General features: G+C 60.4%; 21 protein-coding genes. 20 read left to right on the forward strand and 1 reads right to left on the reverse strand.

Going from position 1 to position 20,093, the window contains the following annotated elements; translation table 11 throughout:
• The first annotated feature begins 58 nt into the window (after window positions 1-58).
• The 19 genes from AC4FIA_RS11970 (at window position 59) to AC4FIA_RS12060 (ending at window position 18,470) form a co-directional block, all read left to right on the forward strand.
• The gene (locus AC4FIA_RS11970) at window positions 59-1,213 is read left to right on the forward strand and encodes an LLM class flavin-dependent oxidoreductase (protein WP_490366041.1); all 1,155 of its coding nucleotides are present in this window, start codon (window positions 59-61) and stop codon (window positions 1,211-1,213) included.
• On the forward strand, window positions 1,213-2,103 hold the full coding sequence (locus AC4FIA_RS11975; RefSeq protein WP_490366042.1) for an aldo/keto reductase: 891 nt from the start codon (window positions 1,213-1,215) through the stop codon (window positions 2,101-2,103). The genes AC4FIA_RS11970 and AC4FIA_RS11975 overlap by 1 nt, the downstream gene beginning before the upstream one ends.
• Window positions 2,103-2,627: a flavin reductase family protein gene (locus AC4FIA_RS11980; RefSeq protein ID WP_490366043.1), complete on the forward strand. Its 525-nt coding sequence runs from the start codon at window positions 2,103-2,105 to the stop codon at window positions 2,625-2,627. Before AC4FIA_RS11975 ends, AC4FIA_RS11980 begins: the two co-directional genes overlap by 1 nt.
• Before the next feature lie 84 nt (window positions 2,628-2,711).
• Window positions 2,712-3,986 (forward strand): ABC transporter substrate-binding protein, encoded by a 1,275-nt coding sequence (locus AC4FIA_RS11985; RefSeq protein ID WP_103911642.1) that lies wholly within the window; start codon window positions 2,712-2,714, stop codon window positions 3,984-3,986.
• A gap of 33 nt (window positions 3,987-4,019) precedes the next feature.
• Entirely contained in the window at window positions 4,020-5,081 is a 1,062-nt protein-coding gene (locus AC4FIA_RS11990; protein WP_103911641.1) for a carbohydrate ABC transporter permease, read from the forward strand.
• Window positions 5,078-6,514 carry a carbohydrate ABC transporter permease gene (locus AC4FIA_RS11995; protein WP_490366044.1) on the forward strand — a complete coding sequence of 479 codons (1,437 nt, stop codon included), beginning with the start codon at window positions 5,078-5,080 and terminating at the stop codon, window positions 6,512-6,514. Before AC4FIA_RS11990 ends, AC4FIA_RS11995 begins: the two co-directional genes overlap by 4 nt.
• Window positions 6,514-7,587 (forward strand): ABC transporter ATP-binding protein, encoded by a 1,074-nt coding sequence (locus tag AC4FIA_RS12000; protein WP_490366045.1) that lies wholly within the window; start codon window positions 6,514-6,516, stop codon window positions 7,585-7,587. Before AC4FIA_RS11995 ends, AC4FIA_RS12000 begins: the two co-directional genes overlap by 1 nt.
• Complete coding sequence (locus tag AC4FIA_RS12005) at window positions 7,584-8,576, forward strand: YeiH family protein (protein WP_490366046.1); 993 nt, start codon at window positions 7,584-7,586, stop codon at window positions 8,574-8,576. The genes AC4FIA_RS12000 and AC4FIA_RS12005 overlap by 4 nt, the downstream gene beginning before the upstream one ends.
• 210 nt (window positions 8,577-8,786) lie before the next feature.
• Entirely contained in the window at window positions 8,787-8,966 is a 180-nt protein-coding gene (locus AC4FIA_RS12010) for a Flp family type IVb pilin (protein WP_490366047.1), read from the forward strand.
• Window positions 8,967-9,057: 91 nt separating this feature from the next.
• Window positions 9,058-9,861, forward strand: coding sequence for a Flp pilus assembly protein CpaB (gene cpaB, locus AC4FIA_RS12015; protein WP_490366048.1), 804 nt, complete (start codon window positions 9,058-9,060; stop codon window positions 9,859-9,861).
• A gap of 12 nt (window positions 9,862-9,873) precedes the next feature.
• On the forward strand, window positions 9,874-11,322 hold the full coding sequence (locus tag AC4FIA_RS12020; protein WP_490366049.1) for a TadE/TadG family type IV pilus assembly protein: 1,449 nt from the start codon (window positions 9,874-9,876) through the stop codon (window positions 11,320-11,322).
• A 3-nt stretch (window positions 11,323-11,325) separates the two neighbouring features.
• Window positions 11,326-11,814, forward strand: a complete 489-nt coding sequence (locus tag AC4FIA_RS12025; protein ID WP_287477001.1) for a TadE/TadG family type IV pilus assembly protein — start codon at window positions 11,326-11,328, stop codon at window positions 11,812-11,814.
• A complete protein-coding gene (locus AC4FIA_RS12030) occupies window positions 11,811-12,449 on the forward strand; it encodes a TadE/TadG family type IV pilus assembly protein (protein ID WP_490366050.1) in 639 nt (212 codons plus the stop codon). Before AC4FIA_RS12025 ends, AC4FIA_RS12030 begins: the two co-directional genes overlap by 4 nt.
• 18 nt (window positions 12,450-12,467) lie before the next feature.
• The gene (locus AC4FIA_RS12035; protein ID WP_490366051.1) at window positions 12,468-13,667 is read left to right on the forward strand and encodes a CpaE/TadZ family protein; all 1,200 of its coding nucleotides are present in this window, start codon (window positions 12,468-12,470) and stop codon (window positions 13,665-13,667) included.
• Between the two features lie 11 nt (window positions 13,668-13,678).
• On the forward strand, window positions 13,679-15,076 hold the full coding sequence (locus AC4FIA_RS12040; RefSeq protein ID WP_490366052.1) for a TadA family conjugal transfer-associated ATPase: 1,398 nt from the start codon (window positions 13,679-13,681) through the stop codon (window positions 15,074-15,076).
• Window positions 15,077-15,078: 2 nt separating this feature from the next.
• Window positions 15,079-16,050, forward strand: coding sequence for a type II secretion system F family protein (locus tag AC4FIA_RS12045; protein WP_103911631.1), 972 nt, complete (start codon window positions 15,079-15,081; stop codon window positions 16,048-16,050).
• Window positions 16,051-16,065: 15 nt separating this feature from the next.
• Window positions 16,066-17,055 carry a type II secretion system F family protein gene (locus AC4FIA_RS12050; RefSeq protein ID WP_490366053.1) on the forward strand — a complete coding sequence of 330 codons (990 nt, stop codon included), beginning with the start codon at window positions 16,066-16,068 and terminating at the stop codon, window positions 17,053-17,055.
• Between the two features lie 105 nt (window positions 17,056-17,160).
• Complete coding sequence (locus AC4FIA_RS12055) at window positions 17,161-18,027, forward strand: helix-turn-helix transcriptional regulator (protein WP_490366054.1); 867 nt, start codon at window positions 17,161-17,163, stop codon at window positions 18,025-18,027.
• On the forward strand, window positions 18,024-18,470 hold the full coding sequence (locus tag AC4FIA_RS12060) for an A24 family peptidase (protein ID WP_490366055.1): 447 nt from the start codon (window positions 18,024-18,026) through the stop codon (window positions 18,468-18,470). The genes AC4FIA_RS12055 and AC4FIA_RS12060 overlap by 4 nt, the downstream gene beginning before the upstream one ends.
• A 19-nt stretch (window positions 18,471-18,489) precedes the next feature.
• Here AC4FIA_RS12060 and AC4FIA_RS12065 read toward each other — a convergent pair whose 3' ends face one another.
• Window positions 18,490-18,693 carry a hypothetical protein gene (locus AC4FIA_RS12065; protein ID WP_103911627.1) on the reverse strand — a complete coding sequence of 68 codons (204 nt, stop codon included), beginning with the start codon at window positions 18,691-18,693 and terminating at the stop codon, window positions 18,490-18,492.
• Window positions 18,694-18,852: 159 nt separating this feature from the next.
• Here AC4FIA_RS12065 and AC4FIA_RS12070 point away from each other — a divergent pair.
• Window positions 18,853-20,093 (forward strand): sensor histidine kinase (locus AC4FIA_RS12070; protein ID WP_490366056.1); only part of this gene is annotated, 1,241 nt, incomplete at its 3' end.

Here is a 20,093-nt window from a genome sequence, read left to right on the forward strand (position 1 = left end):
ACATCAATGCGCTTGATACGCAAGAGGAAATCGACAGACGATTTAGTGGAGGAATCGTATGGGCGTCGTCCCCGTGACATCCGAAGATCTGGATGCAGCCGAGGTATCCTGGTTCGCAGCGCTCTGCTCGGACGACTACCAGTTTCTGGGTGTGCCGGACGGGTCACTGCGGTCATCGTGGTCGCATTGTTCAAGCCTTGTGAAAACCGCCGAAGACCAAGGATTTCGCAACATCCTCTGCCCGTCGTCCTATCAGGTTGGACAGGACACGCTGTCGTTTGTCGCGGGCTGCGCACCGATCACCGATAAGATCAACATGCTGGCCGCCGTGCGCTGTGGTGAAATGCAGCCCATCATGCTGGCCCGCACCATTGCCACGCTGGATCACATGTTGGAAGGCCGCCTGACGGTCAACATCATCTCGTCCGACTTCCCCGGTGAAAAGGACGAAAGCCGCTACCGGTACCAGCGGTCACGCGAGGTCATCGAAATCCTGAAACAGGCGTGGACGCAGGACGAAATCAACCATCGCGGCCAGATCTATAACTTCACCGGCCTCAGCACCGATCCCGCCCGCCCCTATCAAACCGGCGGACCGCTGCTGTACTTCGGCGGCTATTCACCCGACGCGCTGGAACTCTGTGGCCAGCATTGCAACGTCTATCTGATGTGGCCCGAAACGATGGACATGCTGGAAGGCCGGATGAAAGCCGTTCATGCCGTGGCCGACCGCTACAACCGCACGCTGGATTACGGCCTGCGCGTTCACATGATCGTTCGCGATACCGAGGCCGAGGCCCGCGAATACGCCGATTACATCGTATCCAAACTGGACGATGAACAGGGCCGCGCGATCCGCGAACGGGCGCTAGATTCCACATCGCTGGGTGTCAGCCATCAGGCCAAGAACCGCGATATGGCCGATGACGACGGCTTTATCGAAGCCAACCTCTGGACAGGTGTGGGTCGTGCCCGGTCCGGTTGCGGCGCGGCACTGGTCGGGTCCGCCGATCAGGTTATGTCGAAAATCGAGGCCTATCAGAAAATGGGCATCCGCGCCTTTATCTTCTCGGGCTACCCCCACAAGGAAGAGGCGCTTCACGTCGGAAAGCACATCCTGCCAACTATGAAAACCTGTTCCCTCCCGCACGAATATGGTCGTGTCCCCTCCTCAACCCCTGCAACCCCTCTTGGCGTAGGAGAACGTCGCTGATGGATCGCGTCGCCCTTACATCCGACCTTAGCTTTTCGCGCATTGTCTACGGCATGTGGCGTGTGGCCGATGATGCCAACACATCGCCCGAACATGTCGCGACCAAAATCCGGTCCTGTCTGGATCAGGGCATCACCACCTTCGATCAGGCCGACATCTATGGCGACTACGGGGCCGAGGCTGTGCTGGGCGATGCGCTCCGCGCCAATCCGGGTTTGCGCCAGCAGATGGAAATCGTGACGAAATGCGATATCGTTGCGCCCATCGGCAAGTATTCGGACAAGCCTGTCAAATACTACGACACATCCCGCGCGCACATCCGCGCGTCGGTCGAAAACTCGCTTCAGGTGATGGGGCTGGATGTGATCGACCTGCTGCTAATCCACCGCCCCGATCCGCTGATGGACCACCACGAAACCGGAGCAGCACTGGATGAACTGGTGGCCGAGGGCAAGGTCCGCACCGTCGGTGTGTCGAACTTCCGCCCGTGGGATTGGTCGCTGCTGCAATCGGCGATGAAGAACCAGCTGGTCACCAACCAGATCGAAATCTCGCTGGCCGAAATCCGCCCCTTCACCAACGGCGATCTGGCGTTCCACCAACAGCACGATCATCCGATCATGGCATGGTCGCCCCTTGGCGGCGGCAACCTGATGACCGCTTCCGGACAACTGGCCGACCGGATGGTTGCACTTGCCAAGGAACATGGCGTGGACCGCGCCGCGATTGCGGTTGCCTTCCTTCTGGCGCATCCGGCCAAAATCCTACCGGTGATGGGCACCAACAATCTGGACCGCATCGCCACACTGGCGGATGCCTTGAAGGTCAAGCTGGATCGCGAAAGCTGGTTCATGCTGTACGAGGCCGCCCTTGGAACCGAGGTGCCGTGATGAACGCGCTTTCGGCAAAACAGCACACCGCCTTCGAACCGGACGCCACCAACGGCCGCCTGCTTCGCGATGCATACGGCCGTTTTGCCACCGGCGTCACCGTCATCACCACCCTGACCGACAGCGGACCTGTGGCCACCACGGCCAATTCGTTTTCGTCCGTTTCCATGGACCCGCCACTGGTCCTGTGGTCGCCAGATAAGAATTCCCGTCGTTTTGGGCATTTCGCTTCGGCCCGCACCTATGCCATTCATGTACTTGCGGCAGATCAGGAAGACCTGTGCTGGCGCATCGCGCGGGACGCATATGGATTACGTTCCGAAGATTATCATTTGGACGGGGACGACATTCCGGTTTTGACAGACTGCCTTGCGCGGTTCGATTGTGAACAACACGCAGTGTTCGAAGGGGGCGACCATGCCATTGTTGTGGGCAGGGTCAAACGCGCCTCTTTCGCCAAAGAACGACAAGCGTTGGGGTTTTTCGGGGGCCAAATCGGCACATTCGCCCCGAAACCCGACTAAGACCTTCCCTGCCACTCTGGGAGGGGACGGCAGGGCAAGAACAAGACGGAAAAGAGGGCCTACACGTGTACAGAGGAGGACACCATGAAAGGCGCATTTAAAACGACCAAGACGGTTGCGCTTGCAACCACGATCCTTGCGGGCGCATCGGTTGCGCAGGCAGATGAAATCACCTTCCTGTGCTATCAGGACGGCAATGAATGCGACGTGATCGGCGAAATGATCCCCGCCTTCACCGAGGCCACAGGCCACACCGTGAAAATGGACACCGTCGGTTATGACGTGATCCGTGACCAGCTGGAAAACCAGCTTCAGACAGACGCCGCACCCGATGTGGCACGCGTTACAAACCTTGGCGGTCTGAACCAGTATTACCTTGATCTGGCCCCTTACGTGGACACAGCCGCATGGGAAGCCAACTATGGCGCGACCCTGCCGTGGTTCCGCGCACCGGGTGGCGAAGACAAAGGCGTCTACGGCTGGATGACACAGCTGACAGTGACTGGCCCTTATGTGAACGTGTCCCTGTTTGACGACGCTGGCGTCGACATGCCGGGCGAAGGGGCCACATGGGATGACTGGGCGGCAGCGCTCATGGAAGTCAAAGACGCCACCGGCATTCTGGGTGGTCTGGCGATCGACCGCACCGCACACCGCATCGCGGGTCCGGCGTTCAGCTATGGTGCCAAGTTCTTTGACGACGCAGGCAACCCCATTCTGGTCGATGACGGCTTCCGCAAGTTCGCCGAAACATTCGTCGGCTGGCACAAATCCGGCCTGATGCCTGCCGAAGGCTGGCCTGCAGGGTCCGGCACCCAGTACCGCAACGCTGCCCCGCTGTTCCAGTCGGGTGACGTCGCGATGCACATGTCGGGGTCGTGGATGATCAACAACTACGCCGCCAACATCACCGATTTCGACTGGAAAGCCGTCCCTGCGCCTTGTGGTGACGGTGGCTGTGGCGCGATGCCCGGCGGCGCGGCACTGACTGCGTTCAAATCCACCAAGTCGCCCGAGGCCGCAGCAGCCTTCATCGACTTTATGGCCAGCACCGAAAACGCCGAAAAGTTCGCGGTTGAAACCAACAACATCTCGGCCAACCAGGCGCTTCAGGCCTCCGGCATCGATTATGCCAAAGCCGATCCGGCTGTGGCTGCGGCCCTGTCCACCTTCGCGTCCAACGCAGGCAAAGCGGCAGAAACCACACCGCAGGCCTACACGTTCCAAGGCTACAACAAGAACTTTGTCATCTACGGCGTCATCCCCGATTACCTGACACAGGCAATCACCGGTGAAATCACGCTGGACGAAGCGCTTGCAGCCATCGACGCGGATGTTGCCGCGAAGATCGCAGAATAAAGTCGAAACGCACAAGGCCACGGAACCCGAATTATGCATGACGCTTTAGTTGCTGCATTCGCAGGGTCTTCGTGGCCCCTTGCGCTTCTGATCTACCTGCTGATCGGTTGGGCGATCCTTCGCCCGACCGGACCTTTCTGGGGACGACTGGCCACCGTCGTGGGCTGGCCCGTGGAAATGGTCCAGCGTCTGTCCGGCGCAACGGGCCTTCCCTACATTTTCCTGATCCCGAACATGATCGTCTTCGGCCTGTTCACCTTTGCACCCTTGTTCATCAACATGGGTTTCTCGGTGACCGAAGGGCAGTCCATCAATTTCGCAGACCGCGCATGGGCAGGGGACGACAACCTGCAACGTCTGCTGTCTGAAACCCAGATCGATACGGGCGGCGAAAACCGCGAAGATGATAAGTTCATGGCCGCCGTCTATGACACGGCGATCTTTGTGATCTTCCAGGTCCCGATCATGATCGTTGTGGCGCTGATGACCGCGCTTGCGCTGAACCGCGATATCAAGGGTCGTGGTCTGTGGCGGGCGGTGTTCTTCTACCCCGTCATGCTGTCGCCCGTGGTCGTCGGTTTCCTCTGGACCCTGATCCTGAAGCGCCAAGGCGCGCTTAGTCAGACGCTGATCAACTGGGGCTGGATATCAGAGCCGATCCAATGGCTGACCGACCCAAGCTGGACCATGTTCTGGTCTGTCTTTGTCTACACATGGGCGCACCTCGGGTTCTATATGCTGATCCTGCTGGCAGGCCTTCAGGCGATCCCCCGCGACGTCTATGAAGCCGCCGAAATGGACGGCACCCCTGCATGGCGCCAACTGACCCGCATCACCATTCCGCTTCTCGCCCCCACCCTGTTGGTGGTCACGGTCCTGTCGCTGATCAAAGCCGTTCAGGCCTTTGAAGAGCTTTACGCGATGTCTGTCCGCTGGATTTCGCTGGTGTCCTATATCTTCGACACCTCGGGCCTGCGCGGCCAGCCCACGGCGAACGGTTTGGGCATCGCGGCGACGGCCTCTCTCTTGGTGGCTGTGGTTCTGATCATCCTGTCGCTGTTGCAGGTCTATCTATCGTCAAGGGCCAACAAATGAGCGGTATCCTCACATTCCTGACGCGCAAGTCCGGCGGACAGCGGGCGAACTGGCTGGATTATCTGACCTACGCCTATCTGGCCTTCGGTTTCCTGATGATCGTGATCCCCGTCGCGTGGCTGGGTCTGAATTCGCTGAAAACCAAATCGCAGCTGGAAAAGCAGGACCTCGCCCTGCTGCCCACTGAATACAAACGCGTGGCGCGGGCGACGGTGAATACAGCCGACGGCAAGGAAATCTTTATCATCGGCGATCTGCCGGAATGGGTGCTGAACTGGCAGGACCTGAGCGAGGAAGAACAGGCCAAACATGACCCCGCCGCCTTTATCGAAGGCTTTGACGGTCTGACCTACTACGCCCTGCGCACCCATCTGGGGCAGTTGCAGGTGCAAGTGAATGATCTGATCGCCCGCGAAAACCTGCCCGACTGGATCACCCGCTATGTGACCATGTCCGACGATGCCAAGGCGGAAAACGATGTGGACGCGATCCTGTCGCGCCTGTCCCCCGACGATCAGCGCCTGCTGTCCGAATACCTTGGCCTGCCCCCGTATGAGGCATCGCGCTTTGCGACCCAAATCCTTGTCACCGCGCCCGATCCGGAGACCGGCCAGAAAACACAGTTCGCCGTGTCGAACATCCGCCCCAACCGCGACATCACCCCTGCACGTTACGTCGATAACCGCAGCACCGATGTCGTCAAACTGCCCACCGACACCATCACCGCCGAACGCCGTTTCGCCCCGTCATGGTCGAACTATTCCGAACCGCTTTCAGGTCAGGCCTTTGGCGTGAACGTCAACTTTGCCACCTGCTTTACCAACTCGGTCCTTGTGACCGTGATCGCCACGATCCTGACGCTGCTGATCAACTCCATGGCCGCCTTCGCGCTGGCGAAATACAAATTCCGTGGTCAGGTGCTGTTCTTTATCGTCATCCTCGCAACCCTGATGGTGCCGCCCACAATCACTCTGGTGGGCGTGTTCAAGGCGATCCACGCCACGGGCCTGTCGGGATCAATCTGGGGCGTCATCATTCCGGGTGCCGCCACCCCCACAGGCGTCTTCCTTCTGCGGCAATACATGCTGTCGATCCCTGACGAGCTGATCGAAGCCGCGCGTATGGACGCGGCATCAGAATGGAAGGTCTACTGGCGCATCATGCTGCCCCTGACCCTGCCCGCGCTCGCCGCGCTCGGTATCCTGTCGGTGATCTGGCGCTGGAACGATCTGATCCTGCCGCTGGTCGCCATCGCCACCACGAAAGAGGCCTACACCATCCAGCTTTGCCTGCTGGAATTCCGCGGCGAACACATCAGTCAGGAACACTACCGCCTTGCGATGACTATGGTCAGCTTGATCCCGTCCACGCTCGTCTTTGTGTTCCTCCAGAAATACATCACCGCCGGCATCGCCAATACAGGACTGAAATAATGGCCGATCTGACCCTGAAAAACGTCAAGAAATCCTATGGCGATGTGGATGTGATCCACGGCATCGATATGGAGATCAAATCCGGCGAATTCTGTGTGTTTGTCGGGCCGTCGGGCTGCGGCAAGTCCACGCTGCTGCGCATGATCTCGGGGCTTGAGCCAATCACATCGGGCGATTGCGTGATTGACGGCGATGTGGTCAACCACGTCCCCGCCGCACAGCGCGGGCTGGCGATGGTGTTCCAGTCCTACGCCCTTTACCCGCATATGTCGGTTAAAAAGAACCTGTCCTTCGGCCTTGAGAACCTGAACATGCCCAAGGCCGAAATCGCCAAGCGCGTGAACGACGCCGCCACCATGCTGCAGATCGACGACTATCTGAACCGCCGCCCCGGCCAGTTGTCGGGTGGCCAGCGCCAGCGCGTCGCCATTGGCCGCGCCGTGGTGCGTGAGCCTAAGATTTTCCTGTTCGACGAACCACTGTCCAACCTCGATGCCGAACTGCGCGTCACCATGCGCCGTGAAATCGCCTCGCTGCACCGCCGCCTAGGCAACACGATGATCTACGTCACCCATGATCAAGTCGAAGCCATGACCATGGCCGACAAGATCGCCGTTCTGCGCGCGGGCCGCGTCGAACAATTCGGCACACCGCTTGAGCTGTTCAACAATCCCCGCAACCGCTTTGTCGCGGGCTTCATCGGCTCGCCCGCCATGAACTTTGTCAACGTCACCCGGACGGGCGACAGCCTTGCATTGGCAGACGGCACCGTCGTGTCCAAAGGCCACACGCACCTGAACGACGAAGGCACAGACTTCGAACTGGGCATCCGCCCCCGTTCCCTGCTGATCGATCCAGAAGGCCCGATCAAGGCCACCGTGTCCGAGGTCGAACAGCTTGGCACCGAAAGCTATGTGTTCGGCACGCTGGCGACGGGCGAAACCCTGACCGTCCACATGGCGGGTCAAACCACCGTCAAAGCAGGCGACCAGATCGCGCTGACACCGGACACGGACGGCATCCACCTGTTCCGCCGCGACAACGGTCTGGCGGTTCCCGCCTTCGCCGCATGAGCCCCGCCGTCGCCGCCACCCACGCCCGCACGCTGATGCCGGGCCTTTTGATCGTGGCCTCGGTCGCGATGGCGGCGCAGTTCATCGCCGATCACTACGGCGCGCCGGTGATGCTGATGGCGATCCTTCTGGGAATCCCGCTTCAGTTCCTGTCCGAAGATCCTAAAACCGCCCCCGGCATCCACTTTGCCGCGCGGGTCCTTTTGCGCGTCGGGGTCGCCCTTCTGGGGCTGCGCATCAGTGTCGACATGGTCGCCGCCATCGGCTGGACCCAAGTCGCCATCCTGACCGCGGGAGTGGCCGCAACGATCCTCCTGTCCGTCGCCATCGCGCCGCTGGTGGGCAAAGACCGTCTGTTCGGGTTCCTGACCGGTGGCTCCGTCGCGATCTGCGGGGCGTCCGCCGCGCTGGCGATCAGTTCTATCCTGCCGAAATCGCCCGAGCGCGACCAGAACCTGTCCTTCACCGTGATCTCGGTCACGGTCCTGTCGACGGTCGCGATGATCCTCTACCCGATCCTTGCCAACACCTTGGGCCTTGATCCGCAACAGGCAGGCATCTTTATGGGCGGCACGATCCACGACGTGGCGCAGGTCGTCGGCGCGGGCTATTCGATTTCCGAGGAAACAGGCGACGTATCGACCGTCGTGAAACTGTTCCGCGTCACGCTTCTGGCCCCCGTCGTGTTCATCGGCGCGCTGATCCTGCGGAAACATCAAAGCAACGGCGCAGACCGCCCGCCGCTTCTGCCGCTGTTCATTCTGGCGTTCCTGATACTGGCCGCGCTGAACTCTTACGATCTGGTCCCAACGCCTGTCACCGATGCCGCCAACGTCATTTCCCGCGCAGCGCTTGTGGTGGCCGTTGCCGCCGTCGGCATGAAAACCTCGCTCGAACAGCTCAGATTCGTCGGCCCTGCGCCGATGATCATGATTGCCTCGCAGACGGTGTTTATCGGCCTGTTCGTTCTGGCCGGATTGTTTCTCTGATCCGCAGAATCACACCGGAATCGATTCCATAATCCCGCCAAAACCCTGCGTCCAAGCAGGTCCTCTGCTGTTTTTTCTCCTTCTAGTTGAAAAATTGGCAGATCGCCCTGATACGCGAATTTTTCCCAAGGAATAGCCTGTTCCAACCTGCCGGATAATCCGCAGGACCGATTTGGTCGGCCTTGAGCCATCTATTCCGAGGAAAAAACGATGAAAGACATGATTTTGAAGACCATGGTTGCGTTCCAAGCCGATGAGCGGGGCGTGACGCTTGTTGAATACGGTATCGCATTGGCGCTGGCGGTGACTCTGGGCGTTGCAGCCCTGTCCACGCTGGGCGGCGAAGTCAGCGGCGCAATGGGCGCAGCCGGCACAGCTATGCCGAACTGATCCACCTACCGGATCACCAAAGGCTGCATTCCGCACCTCCACAGTCTGGAATGCAGCCTTCCCCCCAACCTAACACAGCAGGAGCTGACCCATGCGTATCAAAGCCCTTATGCTGGCCACTGCAGGCCTGACAGTCGCAGGTGGTTCAGCCTACATCGCTCAAACCCTGATCAACACAAGCGCAGCCGAATCCTCGCCCGCCCCAGCCGTCCGGCTGGTTCCGGTCGTTATTGCGGCCAGCGATATCGGCTTTGGTCAGGAAATCGAACGCACCATGCTAAGCACCATAAAATGGCCGGAAGATTCCCTTCCGCCGGGTGTGTACACAGAATTCACCGATCTTCTGCCCAAAGGCGAAGACGAAGGCCGCCGCGCCCGTCGCGCCATCGGCAAGGGCGAACTGGTCCTTGCGGGCAAAGTGTCGAACTTCGGCGAAAAGGTCACCATCGTCCAAACGCTCGGCCCGAACCGCCGCGCTATGGCGATCAAGGTTGATGCCGAAACCGCCGTTGGCGGCTTTGTCACGCCGGGCGACTATGTCGACGTGCTGCTGACCCAGGGCCGCGAAGAAAGCCTGCGGGCCGTCACCATCCTTCAGAACATCCGCGTCATCGGCGTTGATCAGGACTCGGACGAACAATCCGACATGCCCGAGGTCGCGCGCACCGTGACTGTCGAGGTCTCGCCCGAGCAAGGCCAGCGTCTGGCCCTTGCGCAGGAGGCAGGCACCCTGTCCCTGACGCTGCGCACGCTGGAAGCCAGCGAAGATGCACCGCTCGATTCCATCCGCCTGTCGGATCTGCTGATCGAACGTTCTCCCGTACCCGTCACCGAGCCGGTCAAGACCATCAAGGTCCGCCGCGCCAATGTCATGTTCAAAGAAGAAATCCGCTAACGGACCCCAAAAATGAACCGCACCGCCCGAACCCTCATCACAGACGAAACAGGCACACTTCTGCCCGTTTGGGCGGTGACCTTTGTTGTCTTCTTCGGCATCGTGGCCCTGTCTTTTGATCTGGGCCGCGTCGGTGCCACGCAAAGCGAATTTCAGGCCTATGCCGATCAGGTCGCCCTGACCGCCGCTGGCGAACTGGACGGCCGCAGCGATGCGATCACCCGCGCCACAAACGCCGCCGCCCAATTGACCGACATCCAGACCTACGCGCAGGGCGATAAGGCGCTGACCTCGGCCGATGTGACGCTGACGTTTTACAGCGACCTGCCGGAAAACGACACAACCGCCATGGGCGCGGTCACCACTGACCCCCGCCTTGCGCGCTATGTCAAAGCCACCATGACGCCGGGCGAAGTGCCCATGACATTTGCAGCGGCCTTTGCATCACTCACAGGAAAAGAAGGCCCCGAAGGCAGTGTCAAAGCCAGCGCAACAGCGGGTTTCGCCCAGCTTGCCTGCGACATCAGCCCGCTGATGTTCTGCATCCCCGATCCGTCCTTTTCCGCCGAAGACGCCGAAGGCCACATGGTCCGTCTGCGTTCGGGTGGTGTCGGGTCGATGTGGGGCCCCGGCGACTTTGGCTTTCTTGACCCATCGAAGAACCTTGTCGATGCCACCGGCCCCTGCGCTGGTCTGAATGGTGTCAACCTTGACGCCTGCCTGATCGGCGCGACCGGCACGATCACCCAGTGCTTTTCGATCAACGGTGTCGATATCGAACCGGGCCAGAAGGTCGGCATTGAAGACGCGTCGTTCAACGTCCGCTTTGACATGTATTCAGCCATCATGAACGGGGCCAAAAACGACCCCGCCTATGCGCCCGCCCCGAACGTCATCCGCGGGCTGGAGCTGGGCAACAACGGCTGCACCGCACCGAACCCGTCCTTGTCCAATGACACCGTGGGCCTGCCCCGCGACGATTGCTTTTCCACCGGTTTGTGCACCCGCTATGGCGATGGCACATGGACGCTGGGCCGTCTGGCCTATGTCGCGGCCAACTACGGCGTGGTTGATCCGCACCCCGAGGCGGTCACACGATTTGATTACTACAAGGCCGAAATCGAAGCCGCAGGCGGGGGCGCCTCGACCACTTCGATCCTCACCCGCCGCTCGGAAACGGGCCGCCCGCAGTGCAGCCCGCATCAAAGCGACGATCCCAACCGTCGCGTCGTGGTGGCCGCTGGCATCGATTGCGTCGGCAACGCTATCGCGGGTGCCGCCACCAACGTGCCCGTCCACGAATTCGTCAAAATCTTCCTGACCGAACCTGTCGCCTCTGACGGTCTGTCACCGCCGACGCTCGATATCTGGGGCGAAATCATCGGCCCTGCAAACGACGGTGGCGCAGGCACCGGCATGTCGTCCGGCAACGTCCGCGACTTTGTCCAGCTGTACAGGTGATCCATGCGCTTCGGTTTTCATAAATTCAGAAAAGACGAAAGCGGCGCGGCGCTGGTCGAATTCGCGATCCTCTTGCCAATGATGGTTCTGCTGTTCGCCGTGATCATCGAAGGCGCGCGCCTGCTTTGGGCCTATCAGGTGGCCGAGGCCGGCATTCGCGATGCCACACGCTATATCGCCCGCCGCGCACCCTATGACATCTGCGACACAAGCGCATCGCTCAGCAGCTATCAGTCCGAACTGGAAACCATCGTGCGCACCCGCCTGAACGGCGATCCCGTCACCGCAGGCCAGATCACCCTTCTCAGCGTCAGCGCCGGTCTGACCTGCACAACAGGCAACTACCGCGGCGCGGTTCTGCCCATTGCCCGTGTCAGCGCGCGGCTCGAAGTGACCCCGATCTTTGCAAACATGCTGTTCTTCGGATCGGGCGACACGCTGGCCACCCGCACCACCACCATTTCAGACAGCAGCAGGGTGTTCGGAACATGAAACGTCCCCTTCCCTTCCTGTCGCGCTTTGCCCGCAAAACAGACGGCACCGTTCTGGTCGAACTGGCTGTGGTCATGCCGATCTTTCTGCTGCTCTATTTCGGCCTGATCGACTTCGGGCGTCTGGCCTTCCACCTCGTGACCACGGAAAAGGCGCTGTATAACGCGACCCGCGTGGCCATTGTGCGCAGCACGCTTTGCCCCAATGTGCCCACCGTCAACACGCGCGGCCCCTCGACCAACGGATCGGCGCCTGTTCCCTTTGGCATCGACTGCAACCAAGGATCGAATATCTGCTCGAACCCGGGCGATATCACCTGCACGGGCAGCCTAACGAACCCCACCATGGCCGAAATCTGGCCAATGATCGATGGCGCCCTGCCTATGGGTACCACACCCGCCAATCTGCAAATCACCTACTCCTACGATCCGAACCTTGGATTCCTTGGCGGTCCTTATGTGCCGATCGTAACCATCACGCTGACAGATGCGTGGTTCACCTTTGTCTCGCCGCTTGGATCGATCCTGTCCCTGACCGGATCAACCGCCGAAACCATGCCCGAACAATCCCTTCCGTTCCCGCCCCTCAGTGTCTCGATGCCTGCCGAAGACCTGTCCGGCGGCATTAGCTTGTGATCCGAAATGATGTACTCGATGAACCAGATGATCCCCTCCACCCAATCCGCCCGCATCCTGCTGGTGACAGACCGTGACACAGAAACGGTCCCGTCGTTGAAGGGTATCGACGGACGGGCCAAGGTGACCCGTCTGACCGAGGAAACCGATCTGAGCAGCCCTGAAGGGTTCGACTGTGCGATCATCGCGCTGTCCGGCGAAGGCGCGCATCCCGCTTCGGCCATCTCGACCATCCGCAAGGGGCTGTCCCCCACCTGCACAGTGATCGCGATTTCCAGCAGCAACACCACGCTGACCGATGTGATGGATTACAAACGCGCGGGCGCCGACGATGTGCTGGCCGATATCATCACATCAGAAGATCTCTGGCAGGTGATCCAGCGCTACATCGCCCAGCACCACGCGCTGGTGCCCGTGGCCCCTGCCCCGCGCAAAACAGGCAAGGTCATCACCATCACCAAATCCCGTGGCGGGATCGGCGCGACCACAGTGGCCGTCAATCTGGCCCACGCGCTGGTCGATACAGGCAAAGGCGGTGATGCCGCCCCCAGCGTGGCTCTGGTCGATCTCGACCTGCAGTTCGGCGCCATCGCCAGCTTTTATGACCAGAATGCCTCGGACACGCTGTTCCATCTGGCGATGAAAGGCACCATGCCCGACGACCGCATTCTCGAAGACTGGGCCTGCGAAATGTCGAACGGCGTGACCCTGTTCAGCGCGCCTGAAAAGATGGTTCCGTTCGAGTCGATGGACCGCAGCCAGACAGAACGCCTGATCGAACTTCTGAAAGCGCGCTTTGACTATGTGATCATCGACCTGCCCCACCTGCTGGTCGACTGGATCAGCCCGCTTCTGGCCCAAAGCGACCGCCTGCTTCTGGTCACAGACACCACTGTGCCCTCGATCCGTCAGGCCCGCCGCCTGCTGGACGCCTACCGCGAAGACGCCATGAACCTGCCGGTGGAAATCGTTGTCAGCCAGGAACGCAAACCGTTCTCGCTGAAGCGTCACCACCGCGCCGCCGCCCGCCTTCTGGAAATGCCCCTGTCGCACTGGCTGCCCCCCGACAGCAAGGCCGCGCTTGAGGCCTGCGATCGCGGCGCATCCCTTCTGTCCTGCGCCCCCCGTTCGGGCCTGTGCAAATCCATCCGCAAGATCGCCTCGTCGATCAGCACATCTCTTCCGGCTGAACACACAGCCCAAACCCAATCCAGCTGAAAGGAGCCCCCATGTTCGGTAATTTCACACGTGCCCAAAGCCCCAAAAACGGGAATGTCGTTCCTCTTCAGCCGAAGGGCATGACACCGCCGCCTGCGGCCCCCGCAGCCGCGCGCGAACCCAGCCCCGAGGACACCGCACACAAACAGAACCTCGAACTGAAAAGCCGTCTGCACGACATGCTTTTGGACCGGATGAACCTTGCCGTTATCGACAAAATCCAGCCGGGCGAGCTGAAACAGGAAGTCGCCGCTCTGGTCAGCGAAGAGCTGGCCAAGGATGGCCCCTCCATGTCGTCGGACGCCTTCAAGAAACTGATCGATGAATTGATCGACGAAGTGCTGGGCCTCGGCCCGCTGGAGCCGCTTCTGGCAGATCCCACGATCAGCGATATTCTGGTCAACGGCCACCGCGATGTGTTCGTCGAACGCGGCGGCATGCTCGAGGTGACTTCGACACGATTCCGCGACGAAAAGCACCTTTTGCGCATCATCGACAAGATCGTCAGCCGCGTTGGCCGCCGTATCGACGAAAGCAACCCGTGGGTTGACGCCCGCCTTGCCGACGGTAGCCGTGTCAACGCCATCATCCGCCCCTGTGCCATCGACGGACCGTCCATGTCGATCCGTAAATTCTCGGCATCGCCGCTGACGATGGACAAGCTGGTCGGTCACGGCGCGCTGTCCGGTGCTGCCGCCGAATTCCTGCAGGCCATCGTGGCCGGGCGTATGAATATCCTGATTTCAGGCGGTACAGGCTCTGGTAAGACCACGATGCTGAACGCGATGTCCGCCAGCATCGGCAAAACCGAACGCATCGTCACCATCGAAGACGCCGCCGAACTCCAGCTGCAACAGCGCCACGTGGTGCGTCTGGAAACCAAGACCCCCACGCCTTCTGGCGGCGGCGCGGTCGATCAGCGCGACCTGCTGAAAAACGCCCTGCGTATGCGCCCCGACCGCATCATCGTAGGCGAGGTGCGCGGCGCCGAAACATTCGACATGCTTCAGGCGATGAACACCGGTCACGACGGGTCGATGACCACAGTCCACGCTAACACCGCGCGCGACGCGATCGGCCGTGTGGAACAGATGGTCACCATGATCGGCATCGACTTCCCGCTGTCTGCGATCCGGTCTCAGATCGCCTCGGGTCTGAACTTTGTCGTCCAGCTGAACCGTCTGGCCGATGGTCAGCGCAAGGTCATGTCGATTTCGGAAATCACCGGTCTGGAAGGCGACATCATCACCATGCAGGACATCTTCTGTTTCCGCAAAAACGGCAAAACGGATGATGGCAAGGTTCTGGGTGAATTCGTTGCCACCGGCATCCGCCCCGCCTGCTGGGACAAGCTGATCGCCGCAGGCTGCCAGCTGTCGCCTGAATCCTTCATCCACCGGAGCAACTGATCATGGAACTTGCCGTCGACACACGCATGATGGGCTACGTCGTCTACATCGGCGTTGCCTTGGGTGTGTTCCTTGCGCTCTCGGGTCTGGCCCAGATGCTGGGCCGGCGGGAAAACTTTGACGAGGTCCGCAACCGCCGGATCAAGATGCTGTCCGACGGCAAGTCCACCTCTGAACTTCTGGCTCTACTCAAGCCCAAAAAGGCCAACGGCATCCTGCCGAACCTGCCCTTCTCGGGCGATCTGCCCTCGCTTCTGGTGCAAGCGGGCCTCACCATGTCGCCCACGCGGTTCCTGATCATCTGCGGCGCCCTTGCCGCCGCCGGTCTGGCCGCCGGCCTGCGGTTCTTCGATCCGCTGCCTGCGCTTGCCCTGACCCTGACCGTGGGGTGGATCCTGCCCGTCACGGTTCTGCGCCAACGTCGTTCCAAACGGACCGAGGCGCTGACAAACCAGCTGCCCGATGCGCTGGATATCATGGCGCGTGGCCTGAAGGTCGGGCACCCGTTGTCCACCTCGATCAAGGGCGTTGCCGAACAGATGCCCGATCCCATCGGCAGCGAATTCGGCATCGTCTTTGACAGCATCAGCTATGGCGATGATCTGGTAGATTCCTTCTCTGAATTTGCCGAACGTGTCGATATCGAAGACGTGCACTATCTGTCCGCCTCGATCGGCATCCAGTACGGCACCGGCGGTGATCTGGCACGGGTGATCGCGGTTCTGGCGAAAGTCATCCGCAACCGCATCGCCATGCGCCGCAAAATCCACGCGATCTCGTCCGAGGGACGCCTGACAGCCTGGTTTCTGTCCGGCCTTCCTGTGGCGATCTTCGTGATCACCTCGATTTCGTCACCCGACTATTACGGCGGCGTGTCCGAAGACCCCCTGTTCATTCCCATGATGTCCGGGATCGTTCTGTTCACGGTCCTCAATTTCCTTGTCCTGCGGAAAATGACCAACTTCCGCATCTAGTAAAAGTCCGCGCCCATGACCCAACTCGCGTTTCTTCAAGGTATGACAGCCACCACGATCCTGCCCTACGGGATCGGTGCGGGTGCTCTGTTGATCTTCTTTGCGCTCGTGACCTTTGTCACCAACCGCGACGCCGCCGCCGCGCGGATCGAAGCTGCTGCAAAAACCAAGATCGACCGCCGCGACCGCGGATTCCTGCAGTCGCCCACCACTGCGCCCAAAGGGTTGATGAAAACCCTGCTGCCCAGTGACGAGGCCGAGCGGACCAAGCTGCAAAAACAACTGGCCCAAGCTGGCTATAGCGGACGCAATGCGCTGCGCGATTTTACCCTGATCCGCGCGATGTTGGGTTTCGGCCTGCCCTCGACGCTTCTGGTGATGATCATGCTCTCGCGCATGCCCGAACTACAGGCCCCGCTGCCCATTCTGATCTGGCTGGGCAGTCTGACGTCGATGCAGGTTTTCCAGCTTCTGACCATCACTGTCGCCATCGGCTTTTTCGGCCCTGTGCGCTGGCTGGCATCCCGCGTGGCCGAACGCAAACAACGCATCGAAGAGGGCTTTCCAAACGCGCTCGACCTGATGCAGATTTCGGTGGAATCGGGCTTGGGATTTGACGCCGCCATGACCCGTGTGGGCAACGAACTGGCCGATGTGTCCCCCGACATCGCCTTTGAATTCCTGTCGGTCCAGCGTCAGGTGCAGGCAGGCCGCGCCCGCGAAGCAGCCCTTCGTGACATGGCCGATCGCACCGGCGTCGAAACCGTCCGCGCCTTTGCCAACGTGGTCCAGCAATCCATGCAATTCGGCACAGGCATGTCCGAAGCCCTGATCACCTACGCCGAAGAACTGCGCGAAACCCGTGAACTGCGCGCGCAGGAAATGGCCAACAAACTGCCGGTGAAAATGTCTGCTGTTCTGGCCTCGCTTATGTTGCCCGCACTGATCCTGCTGACCGTCGGCCCCGTTCTCATCCGCTACATCCGCTTTTTCGGAGGCGACTGACCCCACCCAAAAGCATCCCCATTACACGGCTTCGTGACCGCCCGCGCAAATGGCGCGGAACTTGAATGACCATCCGTGAAAATCATTTCACGGGTGGAGCAAGTCGTGGTCCAACAGATACAACAACCTATTGAAAGTTACGCCCCCTACGCACAGGGGCAGACATTGGTAAACAGCGCCAATTTCATCGAAACAACCGCCAACTGGTGCAGCTGCCTTCAGGGGCAGAAACCGATCCTGCGCATTCTGGACGAACTGGCCAACGCAATGGGCGCAGGGTTGGTCCTGCTGACCCGCGTTCCCAAAGACCCCAACATGCCAAGCCGTGCGCTGTCGTCCGAAACACGCCCGGACAACTACGGCTCTGCCAGCGCCCGAAGCTTTGCCCGCAACATCATGGGCGGCTACCTGACCGGCGCGAAACCGGGTTCGGTCTGGGTGCAATCCGTGGTCGCCCCCGACCACGACGAAGACCTCGCCCGTTTCCAGCGCATGCGCCAGTTTCACGAACTCGCTCTGATCCCGCTGCAAAGCACCGACAAACACGGCGACTTTCTGGAATTCCACTTCCCCCGCGCCACATCGTCGAACGCCTTTGCCCACCTGAACATGATCGCGCCGACGCTGGCCGCCACATGGCAAACCCGCGCCGCAGGCACCTTTACCGACAGCCTGCTGCGCCACTCCAAACCCAAGCGTGACGCGGCCCATCAGCCCATGGCGCTCAGCTTTGAAAATCCCTGCAAATTCAGCCGCGCCGAATACCGCATCTGCGTGATGTTCAGCCGTGGTCTGGACAGCGCCGCCATCCGAGAAGAGCTGGGCATCAGCCAATCCACCCTCAGCACCCATCTGGGCAACATCTACGCCAAGACCGGCTGCACCGGCCAACGCGAACTCGTCTTCTTCCTCATGAGCGGCAACGAGCCGGTCAGATCCGCATCCCATATGGAAAGGGCCTACTGCGCATGACGCCACTGATTGTTTTGTCCCCATTGCTTCTGGTTCTCGGCTACGGCGATATGCGCCACCTTCGCATCCCTAACCTTCTGGTCTTTGCCACCATCGGGGTGTTCATTCTGATGCTGCCGTGGGTGCCGTCGGAAGAAATCATTCCGCGCGTGATCAACGCAGGCATCGCCTTTGCCATCGGCTTTCTGGCCTTCATCACGCGGATTGTCGGTGGGGGGGACGCCAAAATGTTCCCGGCGCTGCTGCTGTTCGTGCCGCCCGGATCATTGTCCCAATTTGTGCTGGTCTTTGCGATCAGTCTGCTGTTCGTCACACTGCTCTTGATGGCAGTGCGTGCTGTGTTCCGGCATGGAACCACGCGGTTCGCCGCGATCAATACCCCCAGAAGCGTTCCGATGGGTGTGCCCATGGCACTCAGCGGCCTGATCCTGCCCCTCCTCTAAGGCAGGGTCGGTTCGTAAATCAGGCCTCTTTTTCGGCCGTGCGCACCTGTTGGCATTTCCAACCCGCTACGCGAAAGGCAGGATGCGTTGCCGCCCATTTGGCCAACTGGGGCTGCGCGCCCATCATGCAGGCCATCGGCGTGGCATCGGTGAAAATCATACTGCGTTCTTCACATTGGTCCGGCGCTGTACTGAGACAGGCGACAAATAATAGTTCGATCATTTTCTTCTCCTGTTAAGTTACCACTAAAGTCTTAATGCTAGGATTGCGCCAAACTCCGTAGCTTTCCCTAAACGCAACGCACGCCCGATTGCTGCAATGCAGCATTTCGGCGCGAAATCGACCGGTTTGTTCCGTGTCTGCACAAAAAACCGGCAATTTATGTCAACAAATCTGTCCCAACATGCCCCACCGCGCAAGGCGCTCAGCCTGTCGCTGAAGGTACGCTTGGGCCTTGGTGCGTTGCTGTTGGGCTTGGTGACGCTGGTGACGGCAGGCATGATGGTGGTCGCGATGGATCGCGTATCCCAGCGGCTGGATGCCGCGCTCATGGCGGAAAAGCGGGTCGAACGTTACGCGGCCCTCTCGACTCAGGTGTCGACCTTCATCGTCATCGCCGCCGAATCCATCCAGACCCGCATGCCACCAGATGATCGCGCCCTTCGTCTGGAATCTGTGACCAGCAACATCATGCGCACCCTTACCCAGATCCGGCAGGATCTCGACAACGCCGTGCTTGAAGCCCGCGCCTTAGGGATCGACGAACAATCCCGCCGCGCCACCCAATCCCTTGGCATCGCGCGGATGGAGGCGATGTTCACCTCGACCCGCGACGGGTTCCTGTCCGACACCCAAGACCCTGATCGCCTGCAAGGCTTCCTTGATATCTTCTCGATCAGCTTTGACCCCCTGCTGAACGAGGTCGTGGTCGAAGAAATGCGCGCCCGTCAGACGATCCTGTCGGGCATCGAAACCCTGCGCCAGCGCCTGACCCTGATCGCCGCTGTCGTGGCCGCAGTCACCATCATCCTGTTGCTGGCCTACTATTTCGCGCTGATCCGGCCCCAGTTCCGCAGGCTCGACATGCTGCGCGATGCGGCCCAACGCATCGGGCGCGAAGATTTCGCCGTCGCCCTGCCCGACAACAAAACCGACGAAATCGGGCGCGTGTTTTCCGAAACCAATTGCATGGCCGCCGCCCTGTCAGATCGCAAGGCCGAGGTCGCCTCTGAATGGGCCAAGCTGAACGACATCATCGCGGACCGCACGCAGGAACTCAGCGATGCCAACGCCAAGCTTGCCAAAACCGACGAAGACCGCCGCCGCTTCTTTGCCGATGTCAGCCACGAGTTGCGCACGCCCCTGACAGTGATCTTGATGGAATCCCAACTAGGCCGCGCCGGTGGGCCCGATCCACAAGCGGCCTTTGCCACCATCGAGTCCCGTGCTTTGCGTTTGAACCGCCGGATTGACGACCTGCTCCGCGTCGCCCGTTCCGAAAGCGGACAGCTGGCACTGAACCCCGCGCCCTTTGATCTGCCCCAGATGATCGACGAAGCGCTGGATGAAACCCGCGCCGAAATCACCAATGCGGGGATGGAGATGACGCTCCACACCATTCC

The organism is Thalassococcus sp. (assembly GCF_982780845.1).